Genomic DNA, 24,581 nt, shown 5'->3' with positions numbered 1-24,581 from the left:
GCTGCAAATGACGATTATCTGCGTGCCGGTGCTCATGTACCCAAAAGCGCATCGCGCCCTAAGATGCCGAGCAGCGCCAATACCGCCAGGGCAGATACCATTTGAGATCGCTGGAGAGTGCACGCGGCACCGGATCGAAACCGTGGGTTCCGAACGGCCCGCAACGCACGACGCGAAAAAGCCCCATCCATCCGCCGCTCCACAGGCCGTGGCGAGCAATGGCTTCATAGGCATATTCGGAACAGGTCGGCAGATGGCGGCAGGAATTGCCGATGAGAGACGACAATGTCACCTGATAGAAGCGCACGAACGAAGTGCCGATCACTCTTCCGGGTGTCTTGCGCCACGGATCTGTAAAATTCCGGCTATAGCGCTTTGGTGCGCCCTCGCCTGCATGATTCTTGCCGCAAGAGCACATCAGGCAGCTTTGGCCTTTTCCTCGATTTGCCGGATGCAATCGACAACCGCATCGAATGTAAGCAGCGTGGAGGCGTGGCGAGCCCTGTATTCGCGGACAGGTTCGAAATATTTCAGGTCGGCAAAACGCCCTTCCGGCGCCGGACCTTCTTCCTTCAGCATCTTGTACATTTCATCGCGGACGGCTTTCAGTTCCTCTGCGGAAGCGCCGATAATATTGCGCGCCATCACGGACGAAGAAGCCTGCCCAAGTGCGCAGGCTTTCACCTCATGTGCGAAATCCGTCACAATGCCGTCAGCCATTTTCAGGTAGACGGTAACAGTCGATCCGCACAGTTTGGAATGCACTTTGGCAACGGCATCGGGCTCAGGAAGGCGTCCCAGACGCTCCATGTTTCCAGCGAATTCCAGAATACGTTTGTTATAAATATCATCGATCATGGAGGCGAACCTTCCGCAGTGCCGGAGAAAAACATAATTTTGTCGTCCGACTGCGGTTTGAAGTTGCAATTTAATGTCTATATAATAGGCAGGTAGCGTCTGCGCTATGGGTAACATTAGCACAGACCCGGGGGCAGTCGCACGAAAACCTGTCCGGTGGCCTCAAGCGCCGGATCAATACATCGCCCGCTCGCAAAGCGCATCGTTGTATTGTCCGTTTAACTCGTCTCCTCCTTGAAGGAGACTACTGGAGAATACTGATGGACGCTCGCATCCTCAAAGAAGATGACGAATCCGGCCTGCCGAACAAGCAGGCAGATGTAACTCTTTTGCATGGCAAGCCGACGCAGGCCGATGCAGAAGCAGCCGTACGCACGCTTTTGCTTTGGGCCGGAGACGACCCGGAGCGTGAAGGTCTTCTGGAAACGCCGAAGCGCGTTGCCAAGGCCTATAAGGAACTGTTCGCAGGCTATACGGAAAGCCCGGAAGAAGTTCTCGGCACAGTGTTCGAGGAAGTCGGCGGCTATAACGATCTTGTCCTCGTGAAGGATATTTCGTTCCATTCGCATTGCGAGCACCATATGGTGCCGATCATTGGCAAGGCGCACGTCGCCTATCTGCCTGATCACAAGGTGGTTGGCCTTTCCAAGATTGCCCGCGTCGTGGATATTTTCGCGCGCCGCCTGCAGACACAGGAAAGCATCACCGCACAAATCGCCGATAGCATCCAGCGCATTTTGAAGCCGCGTGGCGTCGCCGTCATGATCGAGGCCGAGCACATGTGCATGGCCATGCGCGGCATCCGCAAGCAGGGTTCGACGACCATCACCACCACATTTACCGGCGAAATGCAGGTGAATGCGGAGGAACAGGTTCGCTTCATGACCCTGACCCGCAGATAAGCGGCAGACTATGAGCTTCTTTCCTGTCCAGCCTTCTGACAAGAAGGCCATCGAAGAAGGTGCGGCATTCATGCCGCGCTTCGATGCATCGGGTCTCATCACAGCCGTTGTAACCGATGCGCGTGACGGCGAGTTACTGATGGTCGCCCATATGAATGAGGAAGCGCTGCGTCTCACCCTCGAAACGGGAATTGCGCATTACTGGTCTCGTTCGCGCGGCAAGCTCTGGAAGAAGGGCGAGACGTCAGGCAATCTGCAAAGCGTTGTCGAGTTGCGAACGGATTGCGACCAGGATGCGCTTTGGCTGAAAGTGCGCGTCGCCGGTGACGGGCCGACCTGCCATACAGGCCGCCGCTCCTGCTTCTATCGGCAGGTTGTTGCCGAGAACGGCGATATATCGCTGGCTATTGAAGGTGCTTGCGATCACGAGCATTAATCTTGGTCAAAAGGATGTGATGGCGCGAATATGAGTCGCGCCATCAATTCGCAGCATTTATTCTTTGGATACTATGTTTCGCTAATCTGAAGCGGTTCCATTCAAACGGAGTTGTCGGAATCGTTTTAGCCATTTGTCTGTGCATTTCCTGACGCAAACCGCTTGAGTCTTTTGTCGGAAATGCTCCAAATCGAGACGAAGAGGTATCCATCGTGATGCTTGCATGGGGGCAGAGGCGGAAGGCTGCGAATAACGACCTTGCACCGCCGACAGAAGAAATCGTTGAAAAACCTGAAATCAAGCGTGAGCCGCGCCGGATAGCCTTGGCGCTGGGCGGCGGAGCTGCGCGTGGCTGGGCGCATATCGGCGTTCTGCGCGCGCTGGACGAAGCCAATATCGATATCGAGATGATTGCCGGAACTTCCATCGGCGCGCTTGTCGGTGGCTGTTATCTGGCCGGAAAGCTCGATGAACTGGAAGATTTCGCCCGTAGCCTCACACGGCGGCGCATGTTCAATCTTCTCGATATCACCTTTCGCGGTAGCGGGCTGTTCGGCGGGATGAAACTCGATGGTCGCCTGCGCGAGCATCTGGACGGGCTGCGCATCGAGGAACTGGACCGTCCCTTCGTTGCCATCTGCACCGAATTACGCACCGGTCACGAAATCTGGCTGTCATCTGGCCCGCTTATTGATGCCATGCGTGCTTCCTATGCCCTGCCCGGTGTTTTCGAGCCCGTGCGCTGGCAGGAGCGTGTTCTGGTCGATGGCGCATTGGTCAACCCTGTCCCCGTATCTGTGTGCCGTGCTTACGAGCAGCGCCTCGTCCTTGCGGTGAACCTGCATTACGACCAGTATGGTCGCGCTGCAGTCATCAAACATGCGCAATCACGCCAGGAAGGTCTGGCTGAGGCAATTCATGGCGAGAAGGAAGCGCGCCTTGGCATTACAGGCGTGATGATGGAAGCTTTCAACATCATTCAGGACCGCATCTCGCGAGCCCGCATGGCGGGCGATCCACCGGATGTCACGCTTATGCCGATTGTGGGACAGATCGGGCTTGCCGATTTCCATCGCGCATCCGAGGCAATCGACGCCGGATACACGGAAACGCTGAAGCGTCTTGAGGATATCAAGCGCTTGCAGGGCATCGCCGGATAATTTTTTGGCGATTGAGGCGAATCCGAATGAATCGGATTCGTCGGATTCGCTCTTGTTGCCCCTGGCAGCCCTTTGTTCCACCGCTACACTCTCGTTCGGTGACGTTTTTCGGAATTTTTTTTGATTTACGGAAGCCTTTGAAAAAGCCCGGAAATTCGGGGTTTCAACGATGTCTTCGATGATTGCGTGCCGGCTTTTTCACATTCTTTTTCAAAAAGATTGCCGGAAGATGCAGATGGGGCTTGTGCACCCCAAAGTGATTTGCTAAATGCCCACTCGCCGACGGAGTTCGGCTCCTACCACGGGCGGTCGTGGCGGAATTGGTAGACGCGCAGCGTTGAGGTCGCTGTGGGGCAACCCGTGGAAGTTCGAGTCTTCTCGACCGCACCATCTTCTCTCAAGAACAATTTAAAATGCTTTCCCCGCAAGGGGTTAAAGTTGTTTCTTGATTAGAGGCTTTCACTTTTCATCGATGCAATACAAACAAAAACGCGCCCTTCGATGAAGAGCGCGTCTGGTTGATGACACTATTCTCGTTCAGCTTTTGCCGATTTCCGAAAGAATGATGTTGCTGTGTTCTCCCAGCTTCGGCGAACGCTTGTCGAGCTTTAATTCGGCATCGGAGAAGCGAATAGGCGTCCGCAGACCGGGAACGCCTTGCGGGTCGATCTTCATCGCCCTCGCCTCGAATTGCGGGTCTGCGAATACATCGGCCACCGTGTTGATCGGACCGGCAGGCACGCCAATTCTGGCAAGCTCAGCCAGAAGATCGTCACGCTTCCATGCCTGAGTCTTGTCTTCCAGAAGTGCCGTGAGAGCCGCCCGATTGGCTACACGCGCCGAATTGCTGACGAAACGCTCGTCTCCTGCGATGTCACCAAGGCCAAGCAATGAGGTCAGTTTTCCGAACTGTCCGTCATTGCCGCAGGCGATGATGAAATAGCCGTCGGAAACAGGCAGCGTCTGATAGGGCGCAATATTCGGATGGGCATTGCCCATGCGCTTTGGTGAAACACCGGACGCCAGAAAATTCATCGCCTGATTGGCCAAAACCGCCGACATACAGTCGAATAGCGCCATATCGATATGCTGGCCGATGCCGGTGCGCTCGCGCATAATGAGTGCGGACTGGATCGCAATCACGCTGTAAAGCCCGGTGAAAATGTCGGCGAAAGCCACGCCAATTTTCTGCGGCTCACCGTCAGGTTCGCCGGTCAGATCCATGATGCCGCCCATACCCTGGATCATGAAATCATAGCCTGCACGCTCGGCGTATGGGCCGGTATGGCCGAAACCGGTGATCGAGCAATAGATCAGGCGTGGATTGATGGCCTTCAGGCTCTCATAGTCGAGGCCGTATTTATCCAGCCCACCCAGCTTGAAGTTCTCGATGACAACATCGGCGTCAGCCACGAGCTGGCGCACCAGTTCCCTGCCCTCATCAGTGCGGAAATCTGCAGTGATCGAACGCTTGCCGCGATTGCAAGCATGGAAATAGGCGGCGGACCTTTCGCCTTCCACATCGATGAATGGCGGGCCCCATTTGCGCGTATCGTCACCTTCAGGGCTTTCCACCTTGATGACGTCGGCGCCAAGATCGGAGAGCGTCTGCCCTACCCATGGTCCGGCAAGAATGCGCGCCAGTTCTACCACCTTGAGACCGTCAAGCGGCGTGTTCTGCATTTTCAGCAATCCCGTACAAAAATAAAGAGGCCCGCCCGCGAACTGCGAACGGGCCCGAATGGAAGGCTTGGCGATACAGCGATCAGAAGAATGCCTGAATGCCGGTCTGGGCGCGGCCCAGGATCAGCGCATGAACGTCATGCGTGCCTTCATAGGTGTTCACTGTTTCCAGATTCTGCGCATGGCGCATGACGTGGTATTCGATCTGGATACCATTACCGCCGTGCATATCGCGGGCCTGACGGGCAATATCGAGCGCCTTGCCGCAATTGTTGCGCTTCACGATGGAGATCATTTCCGGGGCCATCCTGCCGTCGTCGAACAGACGACCGACGCGCAAGCTTGCCTGAAGGCCAAGAGCAATTTCGGTCTGCATGTCAGCCAGCTTCTTCTGGTAAAGCTGCGTACCGGCCAGCGGCTTGTCGAACTGCTTCCGATCAAGACCATACTGACGGGCACGGAACCAGCAATCCTCTGCAGCGCCGAGGACGCCCCAGGAAATGCCGTAGCGGGCGCGATTGAGGCAGCCGAACGGACCCTTGAGACCGGAGACATTCGGCAGAAGTGCGTCTTCCGAAACCTCGACACCATCCATGACGATTTCGCCGGTGATCGATGCGCGCAGCGAAAGCTTGCCGCCGATCTTCGGTGCGGAAAGCCCCTTCATGCCCTTTTCGAGGATGAAGCCACGAATGGCGTTGTCATGCGCAGCGGACTTTGCCCAGACGACGAACACATCGGCGATCGGTGAGTTCGAAATCCACATCTTGGAGCCGCTGAGGCGATAGCCACCGTCGATCTTTTCGGCGCGGGTCTTCATGCCTGCCGGATCGGAGCCTGCATCGGGCTCGGTCAGGCCGAAGCAGCCGATCAGCTCGCCGGAGACGAGGCCCGGAAGATATTTCTTGCGCTGCTCGTCCGAGCCATAGGCATAGATCGGATACATCACGAGCGACGACTGCACGCTCATCATCGAACGATAACCGGAATCGACACGCTCGACTTCACGCGCCACCAGGCCGTAGGCAACATAGCCTGCATTGGCTGCGCCATATTCTTCAGGAAGCGTCACGCCCAGAAGACCAGCCTGCCCCATCAGACGGAACAGTTCCGGATCGGTCGTCTCATCCAGATAGGCCTTTTCAACGCGGGGCAGCAGAACGTCCGTCGCAAAAGCCTTGGCCGAGTCGCGGATCATGCGCTCGTCTTCGGTCAGCTGGTCATCCAGCAGAAACGGGTCTTCCCAGCTAAAAGCCGCACGTGACATCAGTGTATTCTCCTCAATGAAAATTTACAGGAAATATGAACTGTGCCGAGGTCTGGTGCAATCGACGTTTACTCATCGATCTATTCCATTTAGTAATGGATCATGACTTCGATATCACGCCGCTTGCTCCCCTCCACCAGTGCGCTTGCCGCCTTCGATGCGGTTGCGCGGCATGAAAGCTTTTCGGCTGCAGCCGAGGAACTGTCGCTGACGCAAGGCGCGGTGAGCCGACAGATTGCAACACTCGAAGAGCAGCTTGGAACAGCGCTTTTCGACCGCACCAGCCGCAATGTGGTTCTGTCCGATGCCGGGCGCGTCTATCTGAAGGCGGTGGGGCCAGCGCTGGCATCCATCCGTGCCGCTTCGCTGCAAGTCATGTCGCATATGCGTGGCACCACGCTCAATCTCGCTTTTCTGCCGACATTCGGCACACGCTGGCTGATCCCGCGCATACCGCGTTTCGTGGCAAAGTATCCGGATATCATCCTCAATTTTGCGACGCGTATCGGGCAGTTCGATTTTGATCGCGAAGGATTGGATGCAGCGATCCATATTGGCCAGCCGGACTGGCCCAACGCCGATAGTGTCTTCCTGATGGATGAAACGGTTGCGCCTGTGTGCAGCCCTGCATTTCTACAGCAGAATCCGGTTCATGCGCCTGCCGATCTGTTGCCGCTTCCCCTGTTCAATATGGCTTCACGCCCCGGTGCATGGGACCACTGGTTCAAGAGCCTCGATATCGCGGCTCCGGTTTCACCGGGAATGCGCTTTGAACAGTTTTCGAACGTCTCGCAGGCTTGCATTGCAGGCCTTGGCGTTGCGCTGATGCCGCTGTTCCTCATTCGCGCCGAAATCGATAGTGGCCAGCTTGTGGTTGCCTGTCCGCATACGGTCAAAAGCCCGAGCAGCTATTATTTTGTGACGCCGAAGGCTCGTTCGAGCACTCCGGCGGTGTCGGCTTTCCGGGATTGGCTGTTGGCGGAAGTCAAAAGCGAAAACAGCCGCTCAGGCGATTGATTGGCCGATTGAACGGCTGGCGATCTCGTATGAATGCAGACGCTTCTTGTGATCATGTATCATGCCGGTCAACATCAGTTCATCGGCGCCGGTGCTTTCTGCAAAGGCCTTGATGCCTTTCGATACCGTGTCCGGTCCACCGACCACACGGCATGACAGCATCTGGCGAACAAGCGCCTGCGCTGCCGGATCAAGCCGCTCCGCATAGCCTTCGACCGGTGCAGGAAGCTTGCCGGGGCGACCGCTGCGCAGGTTGACGAAAGCCTGCAGTTGCGACGTGAAAAGATGGTTCGCCTCTTCGTCCGTGTCGGCTGCGATCACGTTGAGGCCCAGCATCACATAAGGCTTCTGCATATATTCCGATGGCTCGAACCGCTCGCGATATAGAGCGATGGCGCGCTCCATTTCGGCAGGCGCGAAGTGCGAGGCAAATGCGTAAGGCAGCCCCAGCATTGCGGCAAGCTGCGCGCCGAACAGGCTGGAACCGAGAATCCAGACAGGCACATTCAACCCCTCGCCCGGCACGGCACGCACGCGCTGGCCCGGTTCGGCAGGTTTGAAATAGTTGAGCAACTCGACCACATCCTGCGGAAACGCATTGGCGTCACTGTCGAGATTGCGACGAAGCGCATGAGCGGTGATCTGGTCAGTGCCCGGAGCGCGCCCAAGACCGAGATCGATACGCCCCGGAAACAGGGAAGCCAGCGTGCCGAACTGTTCTGCAATCACCAGAGGTGCGTGGTTGGGTAGCATGACGCCGCCAGCACCGACGCGAATGGTTGAGGTGCCGTTGGCGACGTAACCGATGACCACAGATGTGGCGGCACTGGCGATGCCCGGCATATTGTGGTGTTCGGCAAGCCAGTAACGGTGAAAGCCGAGCCGTTCGGCATGTTGCGCAAGCTCCAGCGTATTATGCAGCGATTGTGCTGCATCGCTACCTTCGGGAACTGGCGAAAGATCGAGAACGGATAAGGGTATCATACTGGCTCATATGGGTTGGAACGCAGCGTTTGCAACGTTAGCAAAAATCAAAAGGGCGACCTATTTCTAGGCCGCCCTTTGTCATTGGTTCAACGCAAGTTTCAGTGATGTTGCGCTGGAGCCGGTTCGCCGCCTTCATCCGATGACGCAACATATTCGCCTTCAACATCCTTCTTGGCGATGAAGGTGTAGAACATCGGCACCACGAACAACGTGAAGATCGTGCCGATCACGATACCAGTGAAGATCACCAGACCCATCGAGTAACGTGCGGCTGCACCGGCACCGGTCGCGATGATGAGTGGTACAACGCCAAGCGCCATGGCGGCAGTGGTCATCAGGATCGGACGCAGGCGGGTTTCAGCCGCGACGATGATCGCATCCCGGCGTGAAAGACCATGCAGACGGCGTTGCTGGTTGGCGAATTCCACCATCAGAATACCGTGCTTGGTAATCAGCCCGACAAGGGTGATGAGACCGACCTGCGTGTAGATGTTGAGAGTGCCGAGACCGATGTTCAGCGGCACGATGGCACCGAAGATCGACAGCGGAACCGACATCATGATGATGAACGGATCGCGGAAGCTTTCGAACTGCGCCGCAAGCACGAGATAGATCACGATGACGGCGAGGCCGAAGGCGATCAGGATCGTGTTGCCCTGCTCCACTTCCAGACGCGACTGACCGGAATAATCCAGGAAGAAGCCTTCCGGCATCTTGGATTTGGCCAGATCGACCAGAGTTTGCAGGCCCTGCCCGGTTGTAACGCCAGGCAGCGGCAGAGCTGAAATCGTGGCCGAATTCAGCTGGTTGAACTGCTCGATTGCTGCAGGCGATGCGTTCTGGCTGATCGTGATGACCGACGACAGCGGGATCATCGAGCCGGAAACACTGCGCACATAGAAGTCGCCAAGCTTTTCCGGGTTCGAACGGTATGCATCGGGCACCTGCGTGATGATGTCATAGCTGTTCGAATCGCGGTCGAACTTCGCGACCGATGCGCCACCGGTCAGGAGACCCAGTGTCGAACCGATATCGCTGATCTGCACACCCAGCGTTGCTGCGCGGTCGCGATCGATGGTGATCGTGACCTGCGGTGCGTTGAAGGAAAGCGAGTTCTGCACGATGATATACTGGCCGGAAGCCTGTGCTTCGTTCTTGATTTCCTCAGCCAGTGCGAAAACCTGATCGGCTGGGCCAGTCGATTGGATAGCAATCGAGATCGGCAGGCCGCCACCCGTTCCCGGCAGGGACGGAGGCGCGAAGATGAATGCTTCAACACCTGCGACCTTGGAAATACGTGCGGTCAGGTCTTCCTGAATCTGCTTCTGCGAACGGGTACGCTCGTTCCAGTCCTTCAAAACCCACAGCGCGATACCGGATGTCGTGCCACCGTCCATGCCGACGATCTGGAAACGGGTCTTCAGTTCCGGAAGATCCTTGGTCAGTTCGTCGATCTGTTCGGCATAGAGATTGGTATAGGCCGAGGTTGCATATTGCGGAGCCTGGAACATCGAGAACAGCGCGCCGGAATCTTCTTCCGGTGCCAGTTCGCTCGACGTGTTCATGAAAAGGAAGCCCGTCAATCCCATCAGCGCTACGACAATTGCGAGCGTAATGCCGCGATAGTTGAGCGAGTTGGAGACACGACGGTGATACCATTTTTCGAAACGCGAGAAGGTCCGGTCGATGAACTTCTGGAACCGGGTCTGGTCGCCATGCTTGAGCATACGCGCGCACATCATTGGCGAAACCGTCAAGGCGGCAACGCCCGAAATGATAACGGCGCCAGCCAGCGTGAAGGCGAATTCGCGGAACAGGGCACCCGTCAGACCGCCCGTGAAGCCGAGTGGTGCGAACACCGCCGCCAGCGTGATCGTCATGGCGATGATCGAGCCGGTGATTTCCTTCATGCCCTTGAAGGCAGCGTCCATGGGCCGGAGACCCTCTTCGATATGCCGGTGTATGTTCTCCAGAACCACAATGGCATCATCGACCACAAGTCCGATGGCGAGAACCATCGCGAGCAGTGACAACAGGTTGATCGAGAAGCCGAGCGCATAAAGGAAAAAGCACACGCCGATCAACGAGATTGGGATCGTGACAATCGGAATCAGCACCGAGCGGAACGACCCGAGGAAGACGATGATGACCAGAATGACGATGGCCACGGCTTCGCCGATGGTGGTGAAGACTTCCTTGATCGAAGAGCTGATCTGCTCGGTCGCGTCATAGACGAGAACAAGCGACATGCCTTCCGGCAGCGACGCCTGGATCGACGGCAGTTCCTTGCGGACGGCAGCGGCCATGTCGATGGGGTTCGCCGCCGGTGTCGGGAAGACGCCGAGGAAGGTACCAGCCGAGCCGTTGAACGAAACGATGGTGTCCGTGCTTTTCGCAGCCAGTTCGACCCGCGCAACATCACGCAGACGAACGACGTCGTCACCCGAAGCCTTGATCGGCATGGCACCAAAGGCTTCCGGTGTCTGCAAGGTCGACTTCAATGTGATCGATGACGACACATATTCGTTCTTGGTCGTGCCGGGCGCCGACAGGAAGTTGGAAGCGTTGATTGCCGCCAGAACTTCCGGTGCCGTGATCTGACGTGCCGCAAGCTGGATCGGGTCGAGCCAGACACGCATCGAATAAACCTGACCGCCCAGAATTTCAGCCTTTGCAACACCCTGAATGGTGGACATGCGCGGCTGGATAACGCGTTCCAGATATTCCGTGATCTGTTCGCTCGTCATATTCGGGTTCTGCGCTGCCAGATACATGGTAGCGAAGTTTTGACCCGTTCCCTTGACGATGACGGGATCATCGGATTCGTCCGGCAGGTCGCCGCGAACCTGATTGACCTTGGCGATTACTTCCGTCAGCGCCGCGTCGGGGTTTGCGCCGAGCTTCATCTGCACGGTCACCGTGCTCGACGACGGACGGCTCGAAGACGTCACATAGTCGATGTTTTCAGTCGTAGCGACCGCTTCGGCGATCGGCGCGGTGATGAAACCCTGAATGAGATCGGCACTCGCGCCGGCATAGTTTGTTGTGACCGTGATAACGGTTTCATCGACCTTCGGATATTCGCGCACTGTCAGCTGCGCGATACCCTGAAGGCCCAACAGAATGATCATGAGGGCAACTACCGTGGCAAGCACGGGTCGCCGGATGAAAATATCGGAAAAGCTCATCGGGATCGCCTATTGCTTGTCAGCCGGTTGGCCGGCCGGAATCGGATTGACGGTGTTGTCGATGTTCACCGGTACGCCGGGCGAGAGCCGGTTCTGGCCTGCCGTGATGATGATGTCTCCAGCCTTGAGGCCGCTCGTCACTTCGACAATGCCGGAATAGCGGCGTCCAAGCTTGATGAAGACCTGCTGTGCGACCTGCTTCTCGCCATCTTCCGGCTTGGCATCGGCAACAGGAGCCTTGGCGGTGTTGTCGCCTTCGGCAGCCTTCGCGCCTTCCTGCTTCTGTTCCGGACGGACCGCATAGACATAGTCGCCGTACAGGCTGGAGATGATCGTGGTCTGTGGCAGGGCAATGACATTGTCTTCTTCCGGCAATTCGACGCGAACCTGCACAAACTGACCCGGTGTCAGTTCATGATCCGGATTCTGTACTTCCGCGCGCACCGAAACGAGACGGGTCGTCGGGTCGATTTTCGGATCGATACCGATAATCGTGCCGGTGAAGTTGAGTGCTTCTGCAGTCGAACCGACCTTGACGGTTTGTCCAAGCTTGATGGAGGCAAGCGACTGTTCCGGGACAGTGAAGTCGATGCGCATCACGTCGGTGTTCTGCAGCGTGGCAATGACCGTGCCAGGCGTCAGATACTGGCCGAGATCGACCTTGGAAATGCCGATAACGCCTGAGAACGGAGCCTTGACCGACTTCTGCGCCAGCGTTGCACGCATCTTTTCCACCACCGCACCGGCGGCATTGGCGACCGATGCGGTCGTATCGACATTCGATACAGCACCGACACCGCGCGTGCGCAGCGTATCGGCGCGTTTCAGGTTCTGCTGGGCAAGAACGGCTTCAGCTTCGGCGGCTGCGAGGTCCGCCTTCTGAATGCTGTCTTCGAGCTGAAGTAGCAGGTCGCCTTCCTTGACTTCCTGATTGGCCTTGAAGTTGATCTTCTGCACGAGGCCGTCAAGCTGTACGGTCAGATCGACGCCGTTGAGCGCGTTGGCTGTGCCGATTGCTTCGACACCCGGCTTCCATACGCCCGGCTCCACTGTCACGGTCGAAACCGTCTGGGCGGGCTGCTGCATGTTGGCGAAGAAGTCTTTGATGGCCTGTGATCGGAACAGGTTAAAGCCAACGAGGCCTCCAACGACGATCACGAGGAATATTATTGCCAGAATAAGGCGCTTGATCATTGCGGATGCACTCCAGATGGCTCCCTGATCAATCAGGGTTGGGGGATTGGCCGCGGCGCCTTCTTTCGCAGTCACGCAAAGGTCGCGCGTATTTTACTTGAATGAAAGTGGCGAATAACTGTACCGTCTGGACGGTATTGTCAACATACGAACTGTCAGGAGACACCAGTAAATTGCTAACAAAAAAGAAGGTCTCGTCGCGCGAGCGTATTTTGCGCGCTGCTACTGAGCTTGCCCGTGAGATCGGACCCGCTCACCTGTCTCTCGATGCTGTAGCAGCCCGTGCGGGCCTTTCAAAAGGCGGACTACTTTATTCTTTTCCGACAAAGGCCAAACTGCTCGAAGCAGTGGTCGAAGAATATATGAAAGAGCACGAACACGCCATGGAGGTTCAGGAAACACTCCAGAAAGGCGATAAAAACCGCGTGGCACGGGCTTTTCTCGATGTTTACCGGGTTCAGGCCGATGATGAGCCGCCAGCTTGTGGTGTCCTTGCCGCGCTTGCTGAAGATCCGGGTTTCATGGTGCCGGTTCGCCAATATCACAGGGCATTTCTCGACCGCATGATCAAGGACACGACCGATTCCGATACCGCGCTGATTGTCTACCTGGCCGTCGCGGGTCTCGAATGCTCCAAACTGATGGAATGTGAAATTCTGAACGATGAGGAACAGCGCGCCGTTCTCGTCCGTTTGGAAAACATGCTGACAGAAAACTGACAGCTATAAAGAAAAAGGGCGCCGGGCGCCCTTAATTTTAGCAAGTTTCGAATCAGAGCGCGGGAATATCACCCCTCGCCCATCCTTCCGAGGTTTCGGCGGAAAAATCGCCGAAGCGCCCGTCGGCAATCGATGCGCGGATGCCCTTCATCAGATACTGATAATAGGCCAGGTTATTCCAGGTCAGGAGCATGGCGCCGAGCGCTTCACCGGATTTTACCAGATGATGCAGATAGGCGCGGCTATAGTCGCGCGATGCCGGACAATCCGATTCCGGATCGAGCGGGCGATGATCGTCTGCATGGCGCGCATTGCGCAAGTTCACTTTGCCAAAGCGCGTAAATGCGAGGCCGTGACGGCCTGCGCGCGTCGGCATCACGCAATCGAACATGTCGATCCCGCGCGCCACCGACTTCAGAATATCGTCCGGCGTGCCGACGCCCATCAGGTAGCGGGGCTTTTCCGATGGCAGGATCGGGCAGACCACTTCCAGCATGTCGAGCATGACCTGCTGCGGCTCGCCGACCGCAAGTCCACCGACCGAATAGCCCTTGAGATCCATGGCCTTCAGCGCTTCCGCCGATTTCTCACGCAGACGCGCTACATCGCCGCCCTGCACGATGCCGAACATCGCCTTGCCCGGCTGAATGCCGAAAGCGACCTTGCAGCGCTCGGCCCAGCGCAGCGACAATTCCATTGCGCGCTCGGTGTTCTTTTCCGGTGAAGGCAGCGCCACGCATTCATCGAGCTGCATCTGGATATCGCTATCCAGCAGCCCCTGAATCTCGATGGATCGCTCCGGCGTCATTTCATAAGGCTTGCCGTCGATATGCGAGCGGAATGTCACGCCGTTCTCGTCGAGCTTGCGCAATTGCGCGAGCGACATGACCTGAAACCCACCGGAATCGGTCAGGATCGGGCCTTTCCAGCCGCCGAACTCATGCAGGCCACCCAGCCGCGCCACGCGCTCGGCACCCGGCCGCAGCATCAGGTGATAGGTATTGCCAAGGATGATATCGGCGCCAAGTTCTTTCACCTGGTCCATATACATGGCCTTGACCGTGCCAGCCGTACCGACCGGCATGAAGGCAGGTGTGCGCACCACGCCGCGCGGCATGGAAATCTCGCCCTGACGAGCAGCGCCGTCGGTTGCCAGCACTTTGAATTCGAAATTTTCGCTTGTCTTTAGATTTTCCAGAGTCATGCGGTGTCTTTAGCTTTGTCGGCTCGCTCAAGCAAGCTGCCGTCACCATAGGAATAAAAGCGATAGCCATTGCTGATGGCGTGTTCATAGGCGGCGTGCATCGTCTCAAAGCCACTGAAGGCCGATACCAGCATGAACAGCGTCGAGCGCGGCAGATGGAAGTTGGTCATCAGCAGATCGACTGCACGGAACTTGTAGCCCGGCGTGATGAAGATATCGGTCGCACCGGTCCACGGACGGATGATGCCATCTTCGCCCGCAGCACTTTCGATCAGGCGCAGCGACGTCGTACCGACGCAGATGATCTTGCCGCCCCGCTCGTGCACAGCATTGAGCGCATCGGCGGTCCGCTGCGACACATAACCGATTTCAGAATGCATCTTGTGGTCGGTCGTATCGTCGGCCTTGACCGGCAAGAACGTTCCCGCCCCCACATGCAACGTTACGAAATGTTCTTCAACGCCTTTGGCCTTGATCTTTTCCAGAAGATCCGGCGTGAAATGCAATCCGGCAGTGGGAGCGGCAACAGCGCCCTCCTCGCGGGCATAGACCGTCTGATAGTCCTTGCGGTCGCGCTCGTCTTCGGCGCGCTTCGACGCGATATAGGGTGGCAGTGGAATATGCCCGACCGATGCGATGGCCTCATCCAGCATGGCGCCGGAAAGGTCGAACACGAGAAGCGCTTCGCCCGCATCGCCCTTTTCCGCCACGGTGGCATCAAGTGTACCAAGGAAGCAGCTTGAACCGGAATGGCCGAAACGGATGCGGTCGCCCTCCTTTACGCGCTTGCCCGGACGCAGAAACGCTTTCCAGCGATCCGGACCGGTGCGCATATGCAACGTGGCGCTGACCTGCGAAATATTGCCATCGCGCTCGCGCATGCCTTCAAGCTGCGCGGGTATCACCTTGGTATCATTGAAAACAAGCGCATCGCCGGGTTGCAACAGATCGGGCAGCTCGAACACCTGTCGATCTTCGAATGGCTGGCCGGGACGGACACGCAACAATCTGGCGTGATCACGCGGCTCCGCTGGACGCAGAGCAATGCTCTCTTCCGGCAAATCGAAATCGAAAAGATCAACACGCATTATGAACCTCATGACTACGGCCCCGGTATGAACCGGAGCCGTAATTTCTCAATGAAATCGGTAGGATCAGATGTCGGCAGCGATGCGGGCCGTCACGATCGTGTCAGGATCGGCAACAGGCTCACCGCGCTTGATCTTGTCGACATTGTCCATGCCTTCAATGACCTGGCCCCAGACGCTGTACTGGCGGTCGAGCCACGGAGCGTCGGCAAAGCAGATGAAGAACTGCGAATTGGCCGAATTCGGGTTGGCCGAACGGGCCATCGAAGCAGTGCCACGCTTGTGCGGCGTGTTGGAGAATTCAGCCTTCAGATCTGGCTTGTCCGAACCGCCCATGCCCGCACGCGAGCCATTGAAATGCGCGCCGCCGGTCTTGCCGAACTTCACGTCGCCGGTCTGTGCCATGAATCCGTCGATTACGCGGTGGAACACAACGCCGTCATAAGCGCCTTCGCGAGCCAGTTCCTTGACGCGCGCAACATGATCCGGCGCGAGGTCTGGATAGAGTTCAAGAACGACGTTGCCCTTGGTGGTTTCCAGAACGAGCGTGTTTTCAGGGTCTTTGTAAGCCATTGGGCCTCTCCTTGTATTTACTTCTTATCGTATTTTACTTTTTATCGGCCTGAAGCGTGGCCTTGATGATCTTGTCGGGGTTTTCCACGGCGCCATTATCGGCTTCGCTACCCTTCTTTATCTTGTCGACGATATCCATGCCGCTGACAACCTTGCCGACCACGGTGTACTGGCCGTTGAGGAATGCGCCGTCCGCAAACATGATGAAGAATTGCGAATTGGCTGAGTTCGGGTTCTGGCTGCGGGCCATGCCGACCGTGCCGCGCACGAAGGGTTCTTTTGAGAACTCTGCCGGAATATCGGGATAGTCGGAACCGCCTGTGCCGACGCGCGAAGCATCGAAACCCTTGTCCACGTTACCGAACTTTACATCGCCGGTCTGTGCCATGAAGCCTGGAATGACGCGGTGAAATGCAACGCCATTATAAGCGCCTGCCCCGACCAGCTTTTCAATCTGGGCGACATGCTTCGGCGCTAGGTCGGGGCGAAGCTGGATGGCAACGTCGCCGTCCTTCAGCTTGAGAACGACGGTGTTTTTGGCATTGGCGGCGGAAGCCGTCTGGACCGCTCCTTGCGACAGCGCGAAAAAGGCAACAGCGGCAAGCGCCGAACGGATGAAAGACATGATCGAAAAACTCCCTGCAGTCAGGATTTGAATTTGGTGTTCAAGGCGGCAGCAACAGCCGCAGGAACGAAGGGCTTTATATCGCCGCCCATGGAGGCAATCTGGCGGACCAATGTGGCGGTAATTGTGCGTACTGCCGGGTCTGCCGGCAGGAACACGGTCTGCAATTCCGGCGCCATAGTGCCGTTCATGCCCGCCATCTGCATTTCATAGTCGAGATCGGTGCCATCGCGCAAACCACGCACCATCAATTGTGCGGCATGTTTGCGTGCTGCATCAATGACCAGTCCGTCGAAGGAAATGACCGAAACCCGGCCTGCATCCTTGCCCAATATGGCCTTGGAGCTTTCACCGATGAGCGCCACACGTTCCTCGAAGGTGAAGAGAGGTTTTTTGCCGGGATGAACGCCGATCGCGACAATAACCTCGTCGGCAAGGCGCAAAGCACCTTTGAGGACATCCATATGGCCGTTTGTCACCGGGTCGAAGGAGCCCGCATAAATCGCGATCGTCATTTCTTCCAGCTAGCCTTTTCTGACGGGATTTTCAACAAGAACCACTGCGATAAGAAAACAGAAACCAAGAAACCAGATGAACGCGATATGAACAGCGATTTCACGACAAGTTCACAACCGATTTACCAAGATAGGTGCAAGTTTGGTGCAACCTTTTCGCTTCTGAAGCGTATGTATGTCGAAAGGATAACACGATGATGATCTTTCTTCTGGCATTATCCATGATGGTCGCGATGGCTGCATCGGCAATCATACTGCTTCTCGAAGAGAACGAGTCCAAGCGTCAGCGCGTGCGTCAGGTGACATTTGACATCAACAGCTTGCGCAACATGCGTTCGCGCTAAATATTAGCAGCCGAGTTCACGCAATAGCGTTGGAGCTTGCTGTGAAAGAGTTTCTGTGATCGCCAATTCCTCCAGTCTTGGCATCTGAAAAAGGCCGATGGTTCCCGCCATCGGCCTTTTTCATTGATCTATATAAAAAGCCCGGGTCCGTTGGTTTGTCGCATTATCCGACGCAAAACCGTTTCACACTTTTGGCTCGAAAATGCTCTAACCCGGGCTTCTCTATTATTCTTCGGTGTCCGCGATTGGTGCTTCGCCTTCAGAAGCTGCCTCGCCCTCACTGCCGTTCTCTTCGTCGCTATCCGCTTCGGATATGCGTTCGACCGAGACAACCTTTTCGCCATCCGCCGTGTTGAAGATCGTGACGCCCTTGGTGGAACGTCCGGCAATACGGATACCGTCAACCGGTACGCGAATGAGCTGTCCGCCATCGGAAACAAGCAGAATCTGATCGCTCGCCTCGACCGGGAACAGGGCAACAAGCTTGCCGATTTCGTCGGTCTTCGACGTGTCGGTAGCGCGGATGCCCTTGCCGCCACGGCCTGAAACGCGGAACTCGTAGGACGAGGAACGTTTGCCGTAACCGTATTCGCTGACAGTCAGCACGGTTTCTTCGCGGGCCTTCAGCTCCTGATAGAGCTCTTCGGTCAGTTCCGCATCGGTTCCGACTTCCTCGCCGACAACCACGATGTCGTCTGCGTCGTCCGCACCCTGCGCCCGGCGCTCGGCAATCGAACGCTTGAGATAGGCGGAACGGGTTGATGCATCGGCATCAACGTGATGCAGGATCGCCATGGAGATGACCTTGTCGCCTTCCGCCAGGTTGATGCCGCGCACGCCGATGGAATTACGGCCTGCAAAGACGCGCACATCGGTAACCGGGAAGCGAATGCACTGGCCACCGGCACAGGTCAGAAGCACATCGTCGAATTCCGTACAGGTATCGACGGAGAGGATTTCATCGCCCTCGTCTTCCAACTTCATCGCGATCTTGCCGTTGCGGTTGACCTGAACGAAGTCGGACAACTTGTTACGGCGAACCGTACCGCGCGTGGTCGAGAACATGACGTCGAGATTTGCCCAGGATTCTTCATCCTCCGGCAACGGCATGATTGTGGTGATGCGCTCGCCCTGCTGCAACGGCAGCATGTTGATGAGCGCCTTGCCACGGGACTGCGGCGTGCCGACGGGCAGACGCCAGACCTTCTCCTTGTAGACAATGCCACGCGAGGAGAAGAACAGAACCGGCGTATGCGTATTGGCGACGAACAGGCGGGTGACGAAATCCTCGTCCTTCGTGGCCATGCCGGAGCGGCCCTTGCCGCCACGGCGCTGCGCACGATAGGTCGTCAGCGGAACGCGCTTGATATAGCCTGCATGACTGACGGTGACGACCATATCCTCACGGGCGATCAGGTCTTCGTCATCCATTTCGGCGCCACCGAAACCGATTTCGGTGCGGCGTGGCGTGGCGAACTCGTCACGAACCGCAATCATCTCATCCTTGACGATCGTCATCACGCGTAGGCGCGACGAGAGAATGTCGAGATAATCGCGGATTTCCTCACCGATCTTGTTCAGTTCGTCCGCCACTTCGTCGCGACCGAGCGCGGTCAGGCGCTGCAGACGCAGATCGAGAATGGCACGAGCCTGTTCTTCGGAGAGGTTATAGGTGTCGTCTTCATTGATACGATGGCGCGGATCGTCGATGAGACGGATCAGCGGAGCCACATCGGCTGCAGGCCAACGACGTTCCATCAACTGCTCGCGGGCCGTCGTTGGATCGGGCGCACGACGGATGAGTGCAATCACCTCATCGATATTGGCGACCGCAATTGCAAGGCCGACCAACACATGCGCGCGGTCGCGCGCCTTGTTGAGCAAGAACTTTGTGCGGCGCGTCACGACTTCCTCGCGGAAGGCAACAAAAGCGCGCAGCATGTCGAGCAGATTGAGCTGTTCCGGCTTGCCGCCGTTCAGCGCCACCATGTTGCAACCGAACGAGGTCTGCAGCGGCGTGTAACGATAGAGCTGGTTCAGAACGACATCGGCAACGGCGTCGCGCTTGAGTTCGACCACAACGCGATAGCCTTCGCGGTCGGATTCGTCACGCAGATCGGAAATGCCTTCGATGCGCTTGTCGCGCACCAGTTCGGCCATTTTCTCGATCATCGAAGCCTTGTTCACCTGATACGGGATCTCGGTGATGATAATGGCTTCGCGGTCACCGCGCATCGGCTCAATGGTGGCGCGTCCGCGCATGATCACCGAACCGCGCCCGGTCGTGTAGGCGGAATTGATGCCTGCGCGTCCGAGGATGATGCCACCGGTCGGGAAATCCGGACCAGGGATGATCTCAATCATTTCTTCCAGCTGAATAGCCGGATTCTCAATGAGCGCTACGCAGCCGTCAATGACTTCACCGAGATTGTGTGGCGGAATGTTGGTCGCCATGCCGACAGCGATACCGCCCGAACCGTTGACGAGCAGGTTCGGGAAGCGTGCAGGCATAACCACAGGTTCCTGCTCGCGGCCGTCATAATTGTCCTGGAAGTCGACCGTGTCCTTGTCGATGTCCGACAGGATGGATTCGGTAAGCTTTTCCAGACGGCATTCGGTGTAACGCATCGCTGCCGGCGGATCGCCGTCGATGGAGCCGAAATTGCCCTGCCCGTCGACAAGCGGATCGCGCATGGAGAAATCCTGCGCCATACGCACGAGAGCGTCATAAATAGAAGCGTCGCCATGCGGGTGATACTTACCCATGACCTCACCGACCACACCCGCCGACTTACGGTACGGGCGGTTATAGGCGAGGTTCATCTCGTTCATGGCGTGGAGAATGCGGCGATGTACGGGCTTCAGGCCGTCGCGCACATCGGGCAGCGCACGGCTCACGATAACGCTCATCGCGTAATCGAGATAGGAGCGCTGCATCTCCTCGATAATGGAAATCGGTTCGATACCGCTAGGGCCGCCGTTTGGGCCACCATTCATATCGTCGGAACCGGGTGGAGGCGTTTGATCTGACACTATTCAGATTTCTTTCTCAACAGAATCGATAAAGTCACTTTATAACGGAAACCAGCAAAAAACGCCAATTTCACGACCGTTTCGGCGGGCTATTTCCGTCTGTCAATTCAATGACTTAAAAGATATTCACATAAAGATTGAGCAACGATGTTGCCCGTACTGGCGCTTTGCGTCGACCATGTGCCACTGATCGTCTACAATCCATGTATCCGATTGAGCATAACATGCCAACAAGAAGGGCGCGTGCAGTATGGGGTTCTACGATACGGTTTTCAGCGCGTTCGTCACCCTGCTTGTTACAATCGATCCGCCCGGACTGGCGCCATTGTTTCTGGCACTGACGCCGGGCATGGAGCGGCACCACCGCGGACAGGTGGCGCTTCGCGCCTCCATCATCGGTTTTATCGTGATGGCGCTCTTTGCCATTGCAGGCGCACAGATACTCGGCATGTTCGGCATTACTATCGGCGCGTTCCGCGTCGCCGGTGGCCTGCTGCTGTTCTGGATCGCATTTGAGATGATTTTCGAGAAGCGGACGGAGCGCAAGGAAAAGAGCGCCGAGGTGGCCATCACCAAGGACCATATCCGCAATATAGCCGCCTTCCCGCTCGCCATTCCGCTGATTGCCGGTCCGGGCGCAATTTCGGCTATCGTTCTGACCTCGGACTCATTCCATGGCGTCGGGCCGCGTTTGGCCCTTCTTGGCGTAATTTTCGTCTGCCTGCTGATTACCTATCTCGTGCTGTTGCTGGCAGAGCGGGTCGACCGGTTTCTCGGCGAAACCGGCCGTTCCATCCTGACACGCCTTCTCGGCGTTATCCTGGCAGCGCTTGCCGTTCAGTTCGTCGCAGATGGCGTGAAATCACTCATTACTGGTTAGAACGGTTCATCAGAACCGCTCTAACTTTTATCACGCATTTCCGAACGCAAAACCGTTTCACACTTTTGCTGGAAATGCTTTTAAGCCGATTTCTGTGCCTTCTTGCCAATCATGGCGTGACGAAGCTTGGACGAGAACCAGTCGATCACGGCAACAGCGATCAGGATCATGATGATCAGGAAGGAAACGTCCTGAAGGTTCAGAACCTTGATCTGTTCCGCCAGATGCGCGCCGATACCGCCTGCCCCGACAATACCAATGATCGTCGCCGAACGGGTATTTGACTCGAAGAAATAAAGCACCTGACTGCCGATCAGAGGCAGAACCTGTGGCAGCACGCCGAAGCGATAGCCGTGCAGCTTGCCGCCACCTGATGAGACCACGCCTTCGACCGGCTTCTTGTCAGCACCTTCAATGGCTTCCGAGAACAGCTTGCCGAATGCGCCGAAATCCGAGCAGGCGATGGCGAGAATACCGGCGAAAGGTCCAAGCCCCACAACCGACACCCAGATCAGTGCCCATATCAGCGTATCGACGCCGCGGATGGTGTCGAGGAAGCGGCGAATGCCAAAATGCAGGAATACATTCGGAATGATGTTCTTCGCAGCCAGAAAGCCGAATGGGAAGGCAAGGATCGCCGCCAGCAATGTGCCGAGATAGGCAATCGCCAGCGTTTCCATCATAGACCACAGATAAAGACTGAAACGACCGCCGGACGATGGCGGCATCATCATCAAGGCGAAATCACCGAGGCGACCGAGGCCGTTTAGAATGCGCAGCAGTGAAAAATCGAGCCAATAGAAAGCGAACCAGACTGAAGCGATAAGCGCTACGGTTAAAATCGCCAGATTACGCCATGTGCGCCCATTGCCGAACAGATCGGCATATTCGGTCCTCAATTCCTTTTCGTGCGCATGTGCTTCGCGGGAGAGACTTTGTGCAATGTCGGTCATAATTCTCTCCTCAACCAATACGGCCAAGCAGTGCGTGACGCACGCGCTGGGTGACAAGATCGATCACGACGATCGTCACGATGATCAGCAGCAGAATGGCGCTGACATCGCTGTAATAGAACTGGCGGATCGAGGTGAGCAGTTCCTGCCCGATACCGCCTGCCCCCACAAAACCCATGACGGAAGCACCGCGCACGTTGACTTCAAAACGCAGCAGGCCATAGGAAGCAAAATTTGCGGCCACTTGTGGCAGCACGGCAAAGCGGATGACCTGCAGGCCGGAGCCGCCCGATGCGCGAATACCTTCGACCGGGCGCATATCGATATTCTCGACGACTTCGGAGAACAGCTTGCCCAGTGCCCCTGTTGTATGAAGCATCAGTGCCAGCACACCGGCCATCGGCCCAAGACCGAAGGCGATAACGAACAGCAGCGCGAAGACGATTTCAGGAACCGTACGCAACAGCTCCAGCCCGCGACGAACGATGAAGCGAACCGTCGAATTCGGAGCCATGTTGGATGATGCTGCGAAGGAAGCCGCAAAAGCGACCACAGCACCGATCAACGTCGCCAGATAGGCGATCAACAGCGTCTCAAACAGCATCTTGAGCCAGCCGCCGAGGTTCCAGTACCAGGCAGCGAGGTCGCCCCAGAAATTGGCGATGGTCAGATCCGGCAGAATGCGACCGAGGTAGCTTGTAAAACGAAAGAGATTTTCGACCAGTGTGCCCGGCCGAACATCGGCAACGACGGAGGCAGCAATGGCGACAACGACAAGCGCGAGGAGCAGCGCGATACCGTAGAGACGCCGTTTGCCGACTTCTCTTCGATAATCGGCAAGCAGAGTTTTTGCACCGTTGCCGTCGAGTGAGGATACCGTCATGCGAGATTCCTTTAATCAAGCATGATCTTGTCCGAAAACCGGTTCCCACTTTTCGGGATCATGCTCTAAAAAAATGCCCGAAGCTTTTGCGGCTTCGGGCACTTCAATTGTTCTACGGATTAGGACTTGCGAGCCTTGTCGTTGAACTTGAGCATCTCGATGATTGGTTCGAAATCCTTAGCTTCGGTCGCTACGAATTCCTGATCCTTGCCGTCGGAAAGGGCATCAAAACCTGCCTTGTCCTTCTTCGGCATATCGAGGAAAGCCTGCTTGATGTCGGCCTTCAGCTGGTCTGGCAGAGTGTTGAGAACAGCGAACGGACCTTCTGGAAGGAAGTCCGACTTGAAGATGACGCGGAAATCATCCTTCGTCATTGCCTTGCCGTTGGCGTCTTTCAGCACGCCGCGGCTGACCATGCGGGTCAGGTTGGAATCGTTTTCCGAGTTCCAGGAGTTGGCAGCGGCGTCAGCGGTGCCCTGCGCAAGAGCAAGAACTGCATTTTCATGACTGCCAGCAAAGAAGTTCTTACCGAAGAACGTATCGACGCTATAGCCTTCGCGGTTGAGGAAGAAGCGCGGAGCATTGTTGCCCGACGTGGAGTTCGGATCAACGAGAGCAATGGTCTTGCCCTTCAGGTCATCCATTTTCTGGTAGGGGCTGTCGGCGCGAACATAAACGACAGAGTAGTAGCCGTTGACGCCGGTGTCATGACGCTGGTTGACGAGCGGAGTGGTTTCAACGCCGGTCATGACGGCGCGGGCATAAGAAGCCGGGCCATAGAATGCGATCTGGATGTTACCGGCGCGCTGGCCTTCGATGACGGCGGCGTAGTCGTTGGCGACGCGCAGCGTGACCTTGGTGCCAAGTTCCTTGCCGAGATATGCAGCCAGAGGTGCATAACGGTCGGAAGTGGTCGAGGCGTTTTCAGCCGGGATAACGCCCAGAACGATTTCCGGATAATCCTTGCTCCAGTCAGCAGCCTGAGCGGTGGAGGCCATCATTGGCATGGTCAGCGTTGCGGTAAGCGCAGCCGCCGCCAGAAAGTTTCTACGGTTAAGCATAGGTATCTCCT

Annotated in this window: 23 protein-coding genes and 1 tRNA gene; 8 read left to right on the top strand and 16 right to left on the bottom strand. The window is 56.7% G+C overall.

What is annotated here, in order from left to right:
* Positions 1 to 58: 58 nt before the first annotated feature.
* On the bottom strand, positions 59 to 418 hold the full coding sequence (gene yidD / locus CES86_RS03885) for a membrane protein insertion efficiency factor YidD (RefSeq protein WP_010660102.1): 360 nt from the start codon (positions 416 to 418) through the stop codon (positions 59 to 61).
* The gene (locus CES86_RS03880; protein ID WP_010660103.1) at positions 418 to 858 is read right to left on the bottom strand and encodes an iron-sulfur cluster assembly scaffold protein; all 441 of its coding nucleotides are present in this window, start codon (positions 856 to 858) and stop codon (positions 418 to 420) included. The genes yidD and CES86_RS03880 overlap by 1 nt, the downstream gene beginning before the upstream one ends.
* Positions 859 to 1,118: 260 nt before the next feature.
* Here CES86_RS03880 and folE point away from each other — a divergent pair, with 260 nt between their 5' ends.
* The 4 genes from folE (at position 1,119) to CES86_RS03860 (ending at position 3,746) form a co-directional block, all read left to right on the top strand.
* A complete protein-coding gene (gene folE / locus CES86_RS03875) occupies positions 1,119 to 1,760 on the top strand; it encodes a GTP cyclohydrolase I FolE (RefSeq protein WP_006466810.1) in 642 nt (213 codons plus the stop codon).
* A 10-nt stretch (positions 1,761 to 1,770) separates the two neighbouring features.
* Positions 1,771 to 2,196 carry a phosphoribosyl-AMP cyclohydrolase gene (gene hisI, locus CES86_RS03870; protein ID WP_010660104.1) on the top strand — a complete coding sequence of 142 codons (426 nt, stop codon included), beginning with the start codon at positions 1,771 to 1,773 and terminating at the stop codon, positions 2,194 to 2,196.
* Positions 2,197 to 2,408: 212 nt separating this feature from the next.
* Positions 2,409 to 3,356, top strand: coding sequence for a patatin family protein (locus tag CES86_RS03865; RefSeq protein ID WP_010660105.1), 948 nt, complete (start codon positions 2,409 to 2,411; stop codon positions 3,354 to 3,356).
* Positions 3,357 to 3,661: 305 nt separating this feature from the next.
* A tRNA-Leu gene (locus CES86_RS03860) sits at positions 3,662 to 3,746 on the top strand.
* A 147-nt stretch (positions 3,747 to 3,893) separates the two neighbouring features.
* Here CES86_RS03860 and CES86_RS03855 read toward each other — a convergent pair.
* Positions 3,894 to 5,039 carry a CaiB/BaiF CoA transferase family protein gene (locus tag CES86_RS03855; protein ID WP_094513763.1) on the bottom strand — a complete coding sequence of 382 codons (1,146 nt, stop codon included), beginning with the start codon at positions 5,037 to 5,039 and terminating at the stop codon, positions 3,894 to 3,896.
* Between the two features lie 82 nt (positions 5,040 to 5,121).
* A complete protein-coding gene (locus CES86_RS03850; protein ID WP_010660107.1) occupies positions 5,122 to 6,306 on the bottom strand; it encodes an acyl-CoA dehydrogenase in 1,185 nt (394 codons plus the stop codon).
* 102 nt (positions 6,307 to 6,408) lie between these two features.
* Between CES86_RS03850 and CES86_RS03845 the strand changes: the two genes are divergently transcribed.
* A complete protein-coding gene (locus tag CES86_RS03845; RefSeq protein ID WP_010660108.1) occupies positions 6,409 to 7,323 on the top strand; it encodes a LysR family transcriptional regulator in 915 nt (304 codons plus the stop codon).
* On the opposite strand, the gene CES86_RS03840 is transcribed toward CES86_RS03845, so the two are convergent.
* From CES86_RS03840 to CES86_RS03830, 3 genes are all read right to left on the bottom strand, one after another.
* Complete coding sequence (locus CES86_RS03840) at positions 7,312 to 8,307, bottom strand: LLM class flavin-dependent oxidoreductase (protein WP_094513761.1); 996 nt, start codon at positions 8,305 to 8,307, stop codon at positions 7,312 to 7,314. The two genes, CES86_RS03845 and CES86_RS03840, sit on opposite strands and share 12 nt — an antisense overlap.
* 101 nt (positions 8,308 to 8,408) lie before the next feature.
* Positions 8,409 to 11,498 (bottom strand): efflux RND transporter permease subunit, encoded by a 3,090-nt coding sequence (locus tag CES86_RS03835; protein WP_010660110.1) that lies wholly within the window; start codon positions 11,496 to 11,498, stop codon positions 8,409 to 8,411.
* Positions 11,499 to 11,507: 9 nt separating this feature from the next.
* A complete protein-coding gene (locus CES86_RS03830; RefSeq protein ID WP_043061728.1) occupies positions 11,508 to 12,692 on the bottom strand; it encodes an efflux RND transporter periplasmic adaptor subunit in 1,185 nt (394 codons plus the stop codon).
* 101 nt (positions 12,693 to 12,793) lie between these two features.
* Here CES86_RS03830 and CES86_RS03825 point away from each other — a divergent pair, with 101 nt between their 5' ends.
* Complete coding sequence (locus CES86_RS03825; RefSeq protein WP_373418770.1) at positions 12,794 to 13,411, top strand: TetR/AcrR family transcriptional regulator; 618 nt, start codon at positions 12,794 to 12,796, stop codon at positions 13,409 to 13,411.
* A gap of 52 nt (positions 13,412 to 13,463) precedes the next feature.
* Here CES86_RS03825 and tgt read toward each other — a convergent pair whose 3' ends face one another.
* From tgt to coaD, 5 genes are all read right to left on the bottom strand, one after another.
* Positions 13,464 to 14,615 (bottom strand): tRNA guanosine(34) transglycosylase Tgt, encoded by a 1,152-nt coding sequence (tgt, locus tag CES86_RS03820; protein ID WP_010660113.1) that lies wholly within the window; start codon positions 14,613 to 14,615, stop codon positions 13,464 to 13,466.
* Positions 14,612 to 15,703: a tRNA preQ1(34) S-adenosylmethionine ribosyltransferase-isomerase QueA gene (gene queA, locus CES86_RS03815; protein WP_094513760.1), complete on the bottom strand. Its 1,092-nt coding sequence runs from the start codon at positions 15,701 to 15,703 to the stop codon at positions 14,612 to 14,614. Before queA ends, tgt begins: the two co-directional genes overlap by 4 nt.
* A gap of 66 nt (positions 15,704 to 15,769) precedes the next feature.
* Positions 15,770 to 16,276, bottom strand: coding sequence for a peptidylprolyl isomerase (locus CES86_RS03810; RefSeq protein ID WP_012092069.1), 507 nt, complete (start codon positions 16,274 to 16,276; stop codon positions 15,770 to 15,772).
* 34 nt (positions 16,277 to 16,310) lie between these two features.
* Positions 16,311 to 16,901 (bottom strand): peptidylprolyl isomerase, encoded by a 591-nt coding sequence (locus CES86_RS03805; RefSeq protein WP_094513759.1) that lies wholly within the window; start codon positions 16,899 to 16,901, stop codon positions 16,311 to 16,313.
* A gap of 20 nt (positions 16,902 to 16,921) precedes the next feature.
* Complete coding sequence (gene coaD / locus CES86_RS03800; RefSeq protein WP_012092071.1) at positions 16,922 to 17,416, bottom strand: pantetheine-phosphate adenylyltransferase; 495 nt, start codon at positions 17,414 to 17,416, stop codon at positions 16,922 to 16,924.
* A gap of 194 nt (positions 17,417 to 17,610) precedes the next feature.
* On the opposite strand from coaD, the gene CES86_RS27440 reads away from it, so the two are divergent.
* On the top strand, positions 17,611 to 17,760 hold the full coding sequence (locus CES86_RS27440) for a hypothetical protein (RefSeq protein ID WP_010660118.1): 150 nt from the start codon (positions 17,611 to 17,613) through the stop codon (positions 17,758 to 17,760).
* Positions 17,761 to 17,985: 225 nt separating this feature from the next.
* Here CES86_RS27440 and gyrA read toward each other — a convergent pair whose 3' ends face one another.
* Positions 17,986 to 20,757, bottom strand: coding sequence for a DNA gyrase subunit A (gene gyrA / locus CES86_RS03795; protein ID WP_094513757.1), 2,772 nt, complete (start codon positions 20,755 to 20,757; stop codon positions 17,986 to 17,988).
* Positions 20,758 to 21,043: 286 nt separating this feature from the next.
* Here gyrA and CES86_RS03790 point away from each other — a divergent pair, with 286 nt between their 5' ends.
* Complete coding sequence (locus tag CES86_RS03790) at positions 21,044 to 21,673, top strand: MarC family protein (protein WP_010660120.1); 630 nt, start codon at positions 21,044 to 21,046, stop codon at positions 21,671 to 21,673.
* 80 nt (positions 21,674 to 21,753) lie between these two features.
* Here CES86_RS03790 and phnE (CES86_RS03785) read toward each other — a convergent pair whose 3' ends face one another.
* The 3 genes from phnE (CES86_RS03785) to phnD all read right to left on the bottom strand — a co-directional run bounded on the left by phnE (CES86_RS03785) (position 21,754) and on the right by phnD (position 24,570).
* Positions 21,754 to 22,626, bottom strand: a complete 873-nt coding sequence (gene phnE / locus CES86_RS03785; RefSeq protein WP_010660121.1) for a phosphonate ABC transporter, permease protein PhnE — start codon at positions 22,624 to 22,626, stop codon at positions 21,754 to 21,756.
* 10 nt (positions 22,627 to 22,636) lie between these two features.
* Positions 22,637 to 23,509 carry a phosphonate ABC transporter, permease protein PhnE gene (phnE, locus tag CES86_RS03780; protein ID WP_010660122.1) on the bottom strand — a complete coding sequence of 291 codons (873 nt, stop codon included), beginning with the start codon at positions 23,507 to 23,509 and terminating at the stop codon, positions 22,637 to 22,639.
* A gap of 119 nt (positions 23,510 to 23,628) precedes the next feature.
* Positions 23,629 to 24,570: a phosphonate ABC transporter substrate-binding protein gene (gene phnD / locus CES86_RS03775; RefSeq protein ID WP_094513756.1), complete on the bottom strand. Its 942-nt coding sequence runs from the start codon at positions 24,568 to 24,570 to the stop codon at positions 23,629 to 23,631.
* Positions 24,571 to 24,581 lie beyond the last annotated feature (11 nt).

The organism is Brucella lupini, from assembly GCF_002252535.1.
In the GTDB taxonomy this organism is placed as follows: domain Bacteria; phylum Pseudomonadota; class Alphaproteobacteria; order Rhizobiales; family Rhizobiaceae; genus Brucella; species Brucella anthropi.
Note: the sequence above shows the minus strand (reverse complement) of the source record. Positions and strands in the feature narration are given on the sequence as shown.

What these genes read in the sequence shown, in the direction of transcription:
- yidD (WP_010660102.1), bottom strand. Translation starts at nt 418, where the DNA reads ATGTGCTCTTGCGGCAAGAATCATGCAGGCGAGGGCGCACCAAAGCGC.
- CES86_RS03880 (WP_010660103.1), bottom strand. Translation starts at nt 858, where the DNA reads ATGATCGATGATATTTATAACAAACGTATTCTGGAATTCGCTGGAAAC.
- folE (WP_006466810.1), top strand. Translation starts at nt 1,119, where the DNA reads ATGGACGCTCGCATCCTCAAAGAAGATGACGAATCCGGCCTGCCGAAC.
- hisI (WP_010660104.1), top strand. Translation starts at nt 1,771, where the DNA reads ATGAGCTTCTTTCCTGTCCAGCCTTCTGACAAGAAGGCCATCGAAGAA.
- CES86_RS03855 (WP_094513763.1), bottom strand. Translation starts at nt 5,039, where the DNA reads ATGCAGAACACGCCGCTTGACGGTCTCAAGGTGGTAGAACTGGCGCGC.
- CES86_RS03850 (WP_010660107.1), bottom strand. Translation starts at nt 6,306, where the DNA reads ATGTCACGTGCGGCTTTTAGCTGGGAAGACCCGTTTCTGCTGGATGAC.
- CES86_RS03845 (WP_010660108.1), top strand. Translation starts at nt 6,409, where the DNA reads ATGACTTCGATATCACGCCGCTTGCTCCCCTCCACCAGTGCGCTTGCC.
- CES86_RS03840 (WP_094513761.1), bottom strand. Translation starts at nt 8,307, where the DNA reads ATGATACCCTTATCCGTTCTCGATCTTTCGCCAGTTCCCGAAGGTAGC.
- CES86_RS03835 (WP_010660110.1), bottom strand. Translation starts at nt 11,498, where the DNA reads ATGAGCTTTTCCGATATTTTCATCCGGCGACCCGTGCTTGCCACGGTA.
- CES86_RS03830 (WP_043061728.1), bottom strand. Translation starts at nt 12,692, where the DNA reads ATGATCAAGCGCCTTATTCTGGCAATAATATTCCTCGTGATCGTCGTT.
- CES86_RS03825 (WP_373418770.1), top strand. Translation starts at nt 12,794, where the DNA reads ATGAAAGTGGCGAATAACTGTACCGTCTGGACGGTATTGTCAACATAC.
- tgt (WP_010660113.1), bottom strand. Translation starts at nt 14,615, where the DNA reads ATGACTCTGGAAAATCTAAAGACAAGCGAAAATTTCGAATTCAAAGTG.
- queA (WP_094513760.1), bottom strand. Translation starts at nt 15,703, where the DNA reads ATGCGTGTTGATCTTTTCGATTTCGATTTGCCGGAAGAGAGCATTGCT.
- CES86_RS03810 (WP_012092069.1), bottom strand. Translation starts at nt 16,276, where the DNA reads ATGGCTTACAAAGACCCTGAAAACACGCTCGTTCTGGAAACCACCAAG.
- CES86_RS03805 (WP_094513759.1), bottom strand. Translation starts at nt 16,901, where the DNA reads ATGTCTTTCATCCGTTCGGCGCTTGCCGCTGTTGCCTTTTTCGCGCTG.
- coaD (WP_012092071.1), bottom strand. Translation starts at nt 17,416, where the DNA reads ATGACGATCGCGATTTATGCGGGCTCCTTCGACCCGGTGACAAACGGC.
- CES86_RS27440 (WP_010660118.1), top strand. Translation starts at nt 17,611, where the DNA reads ATGATGATCTTTCTTCTGGCATTATCCATGATGGTCGCGATGGCTGCA.
- gyrA (WP_094513757.1), bottom strand. Translation starts at nt 20,757, where the DNA reads ATGAATGGTGGCCCAAACGGCGGCCCTAGCGGTATCGAACCGATTTCC.
- CES86_RS03790 (WP_010660120.1), top strand. Translation starts at nt 21,044, where the DNA reads ATGGGGTTCTACGATACGGTTTTCAGCGCGTTCGTCACCCTGCTTGTT.
- phnE (WP_010660121.1), bottom strand. Translation starts at nt 22,626, where the DNA reads ATGACCGACATTGCACAAAGTCTCTCCCGCGAAGCACATGCGCACGAA.
- phnE (WP_010660122.1), bottom strand. Translation starts at nt 23,509, where the DNA reads ATGACGGTATCCTCACTCGACGGCAACGGTGCAAAAACTCTGCTTGCC.
- phnD (WP_094513756.1), bottom strand. Translation starts at nt 24,570, where the DNA reads ATGCTTAACCGTAGAAACTTTCTGGCGGCGGCTGCGCTTACCGCAACG.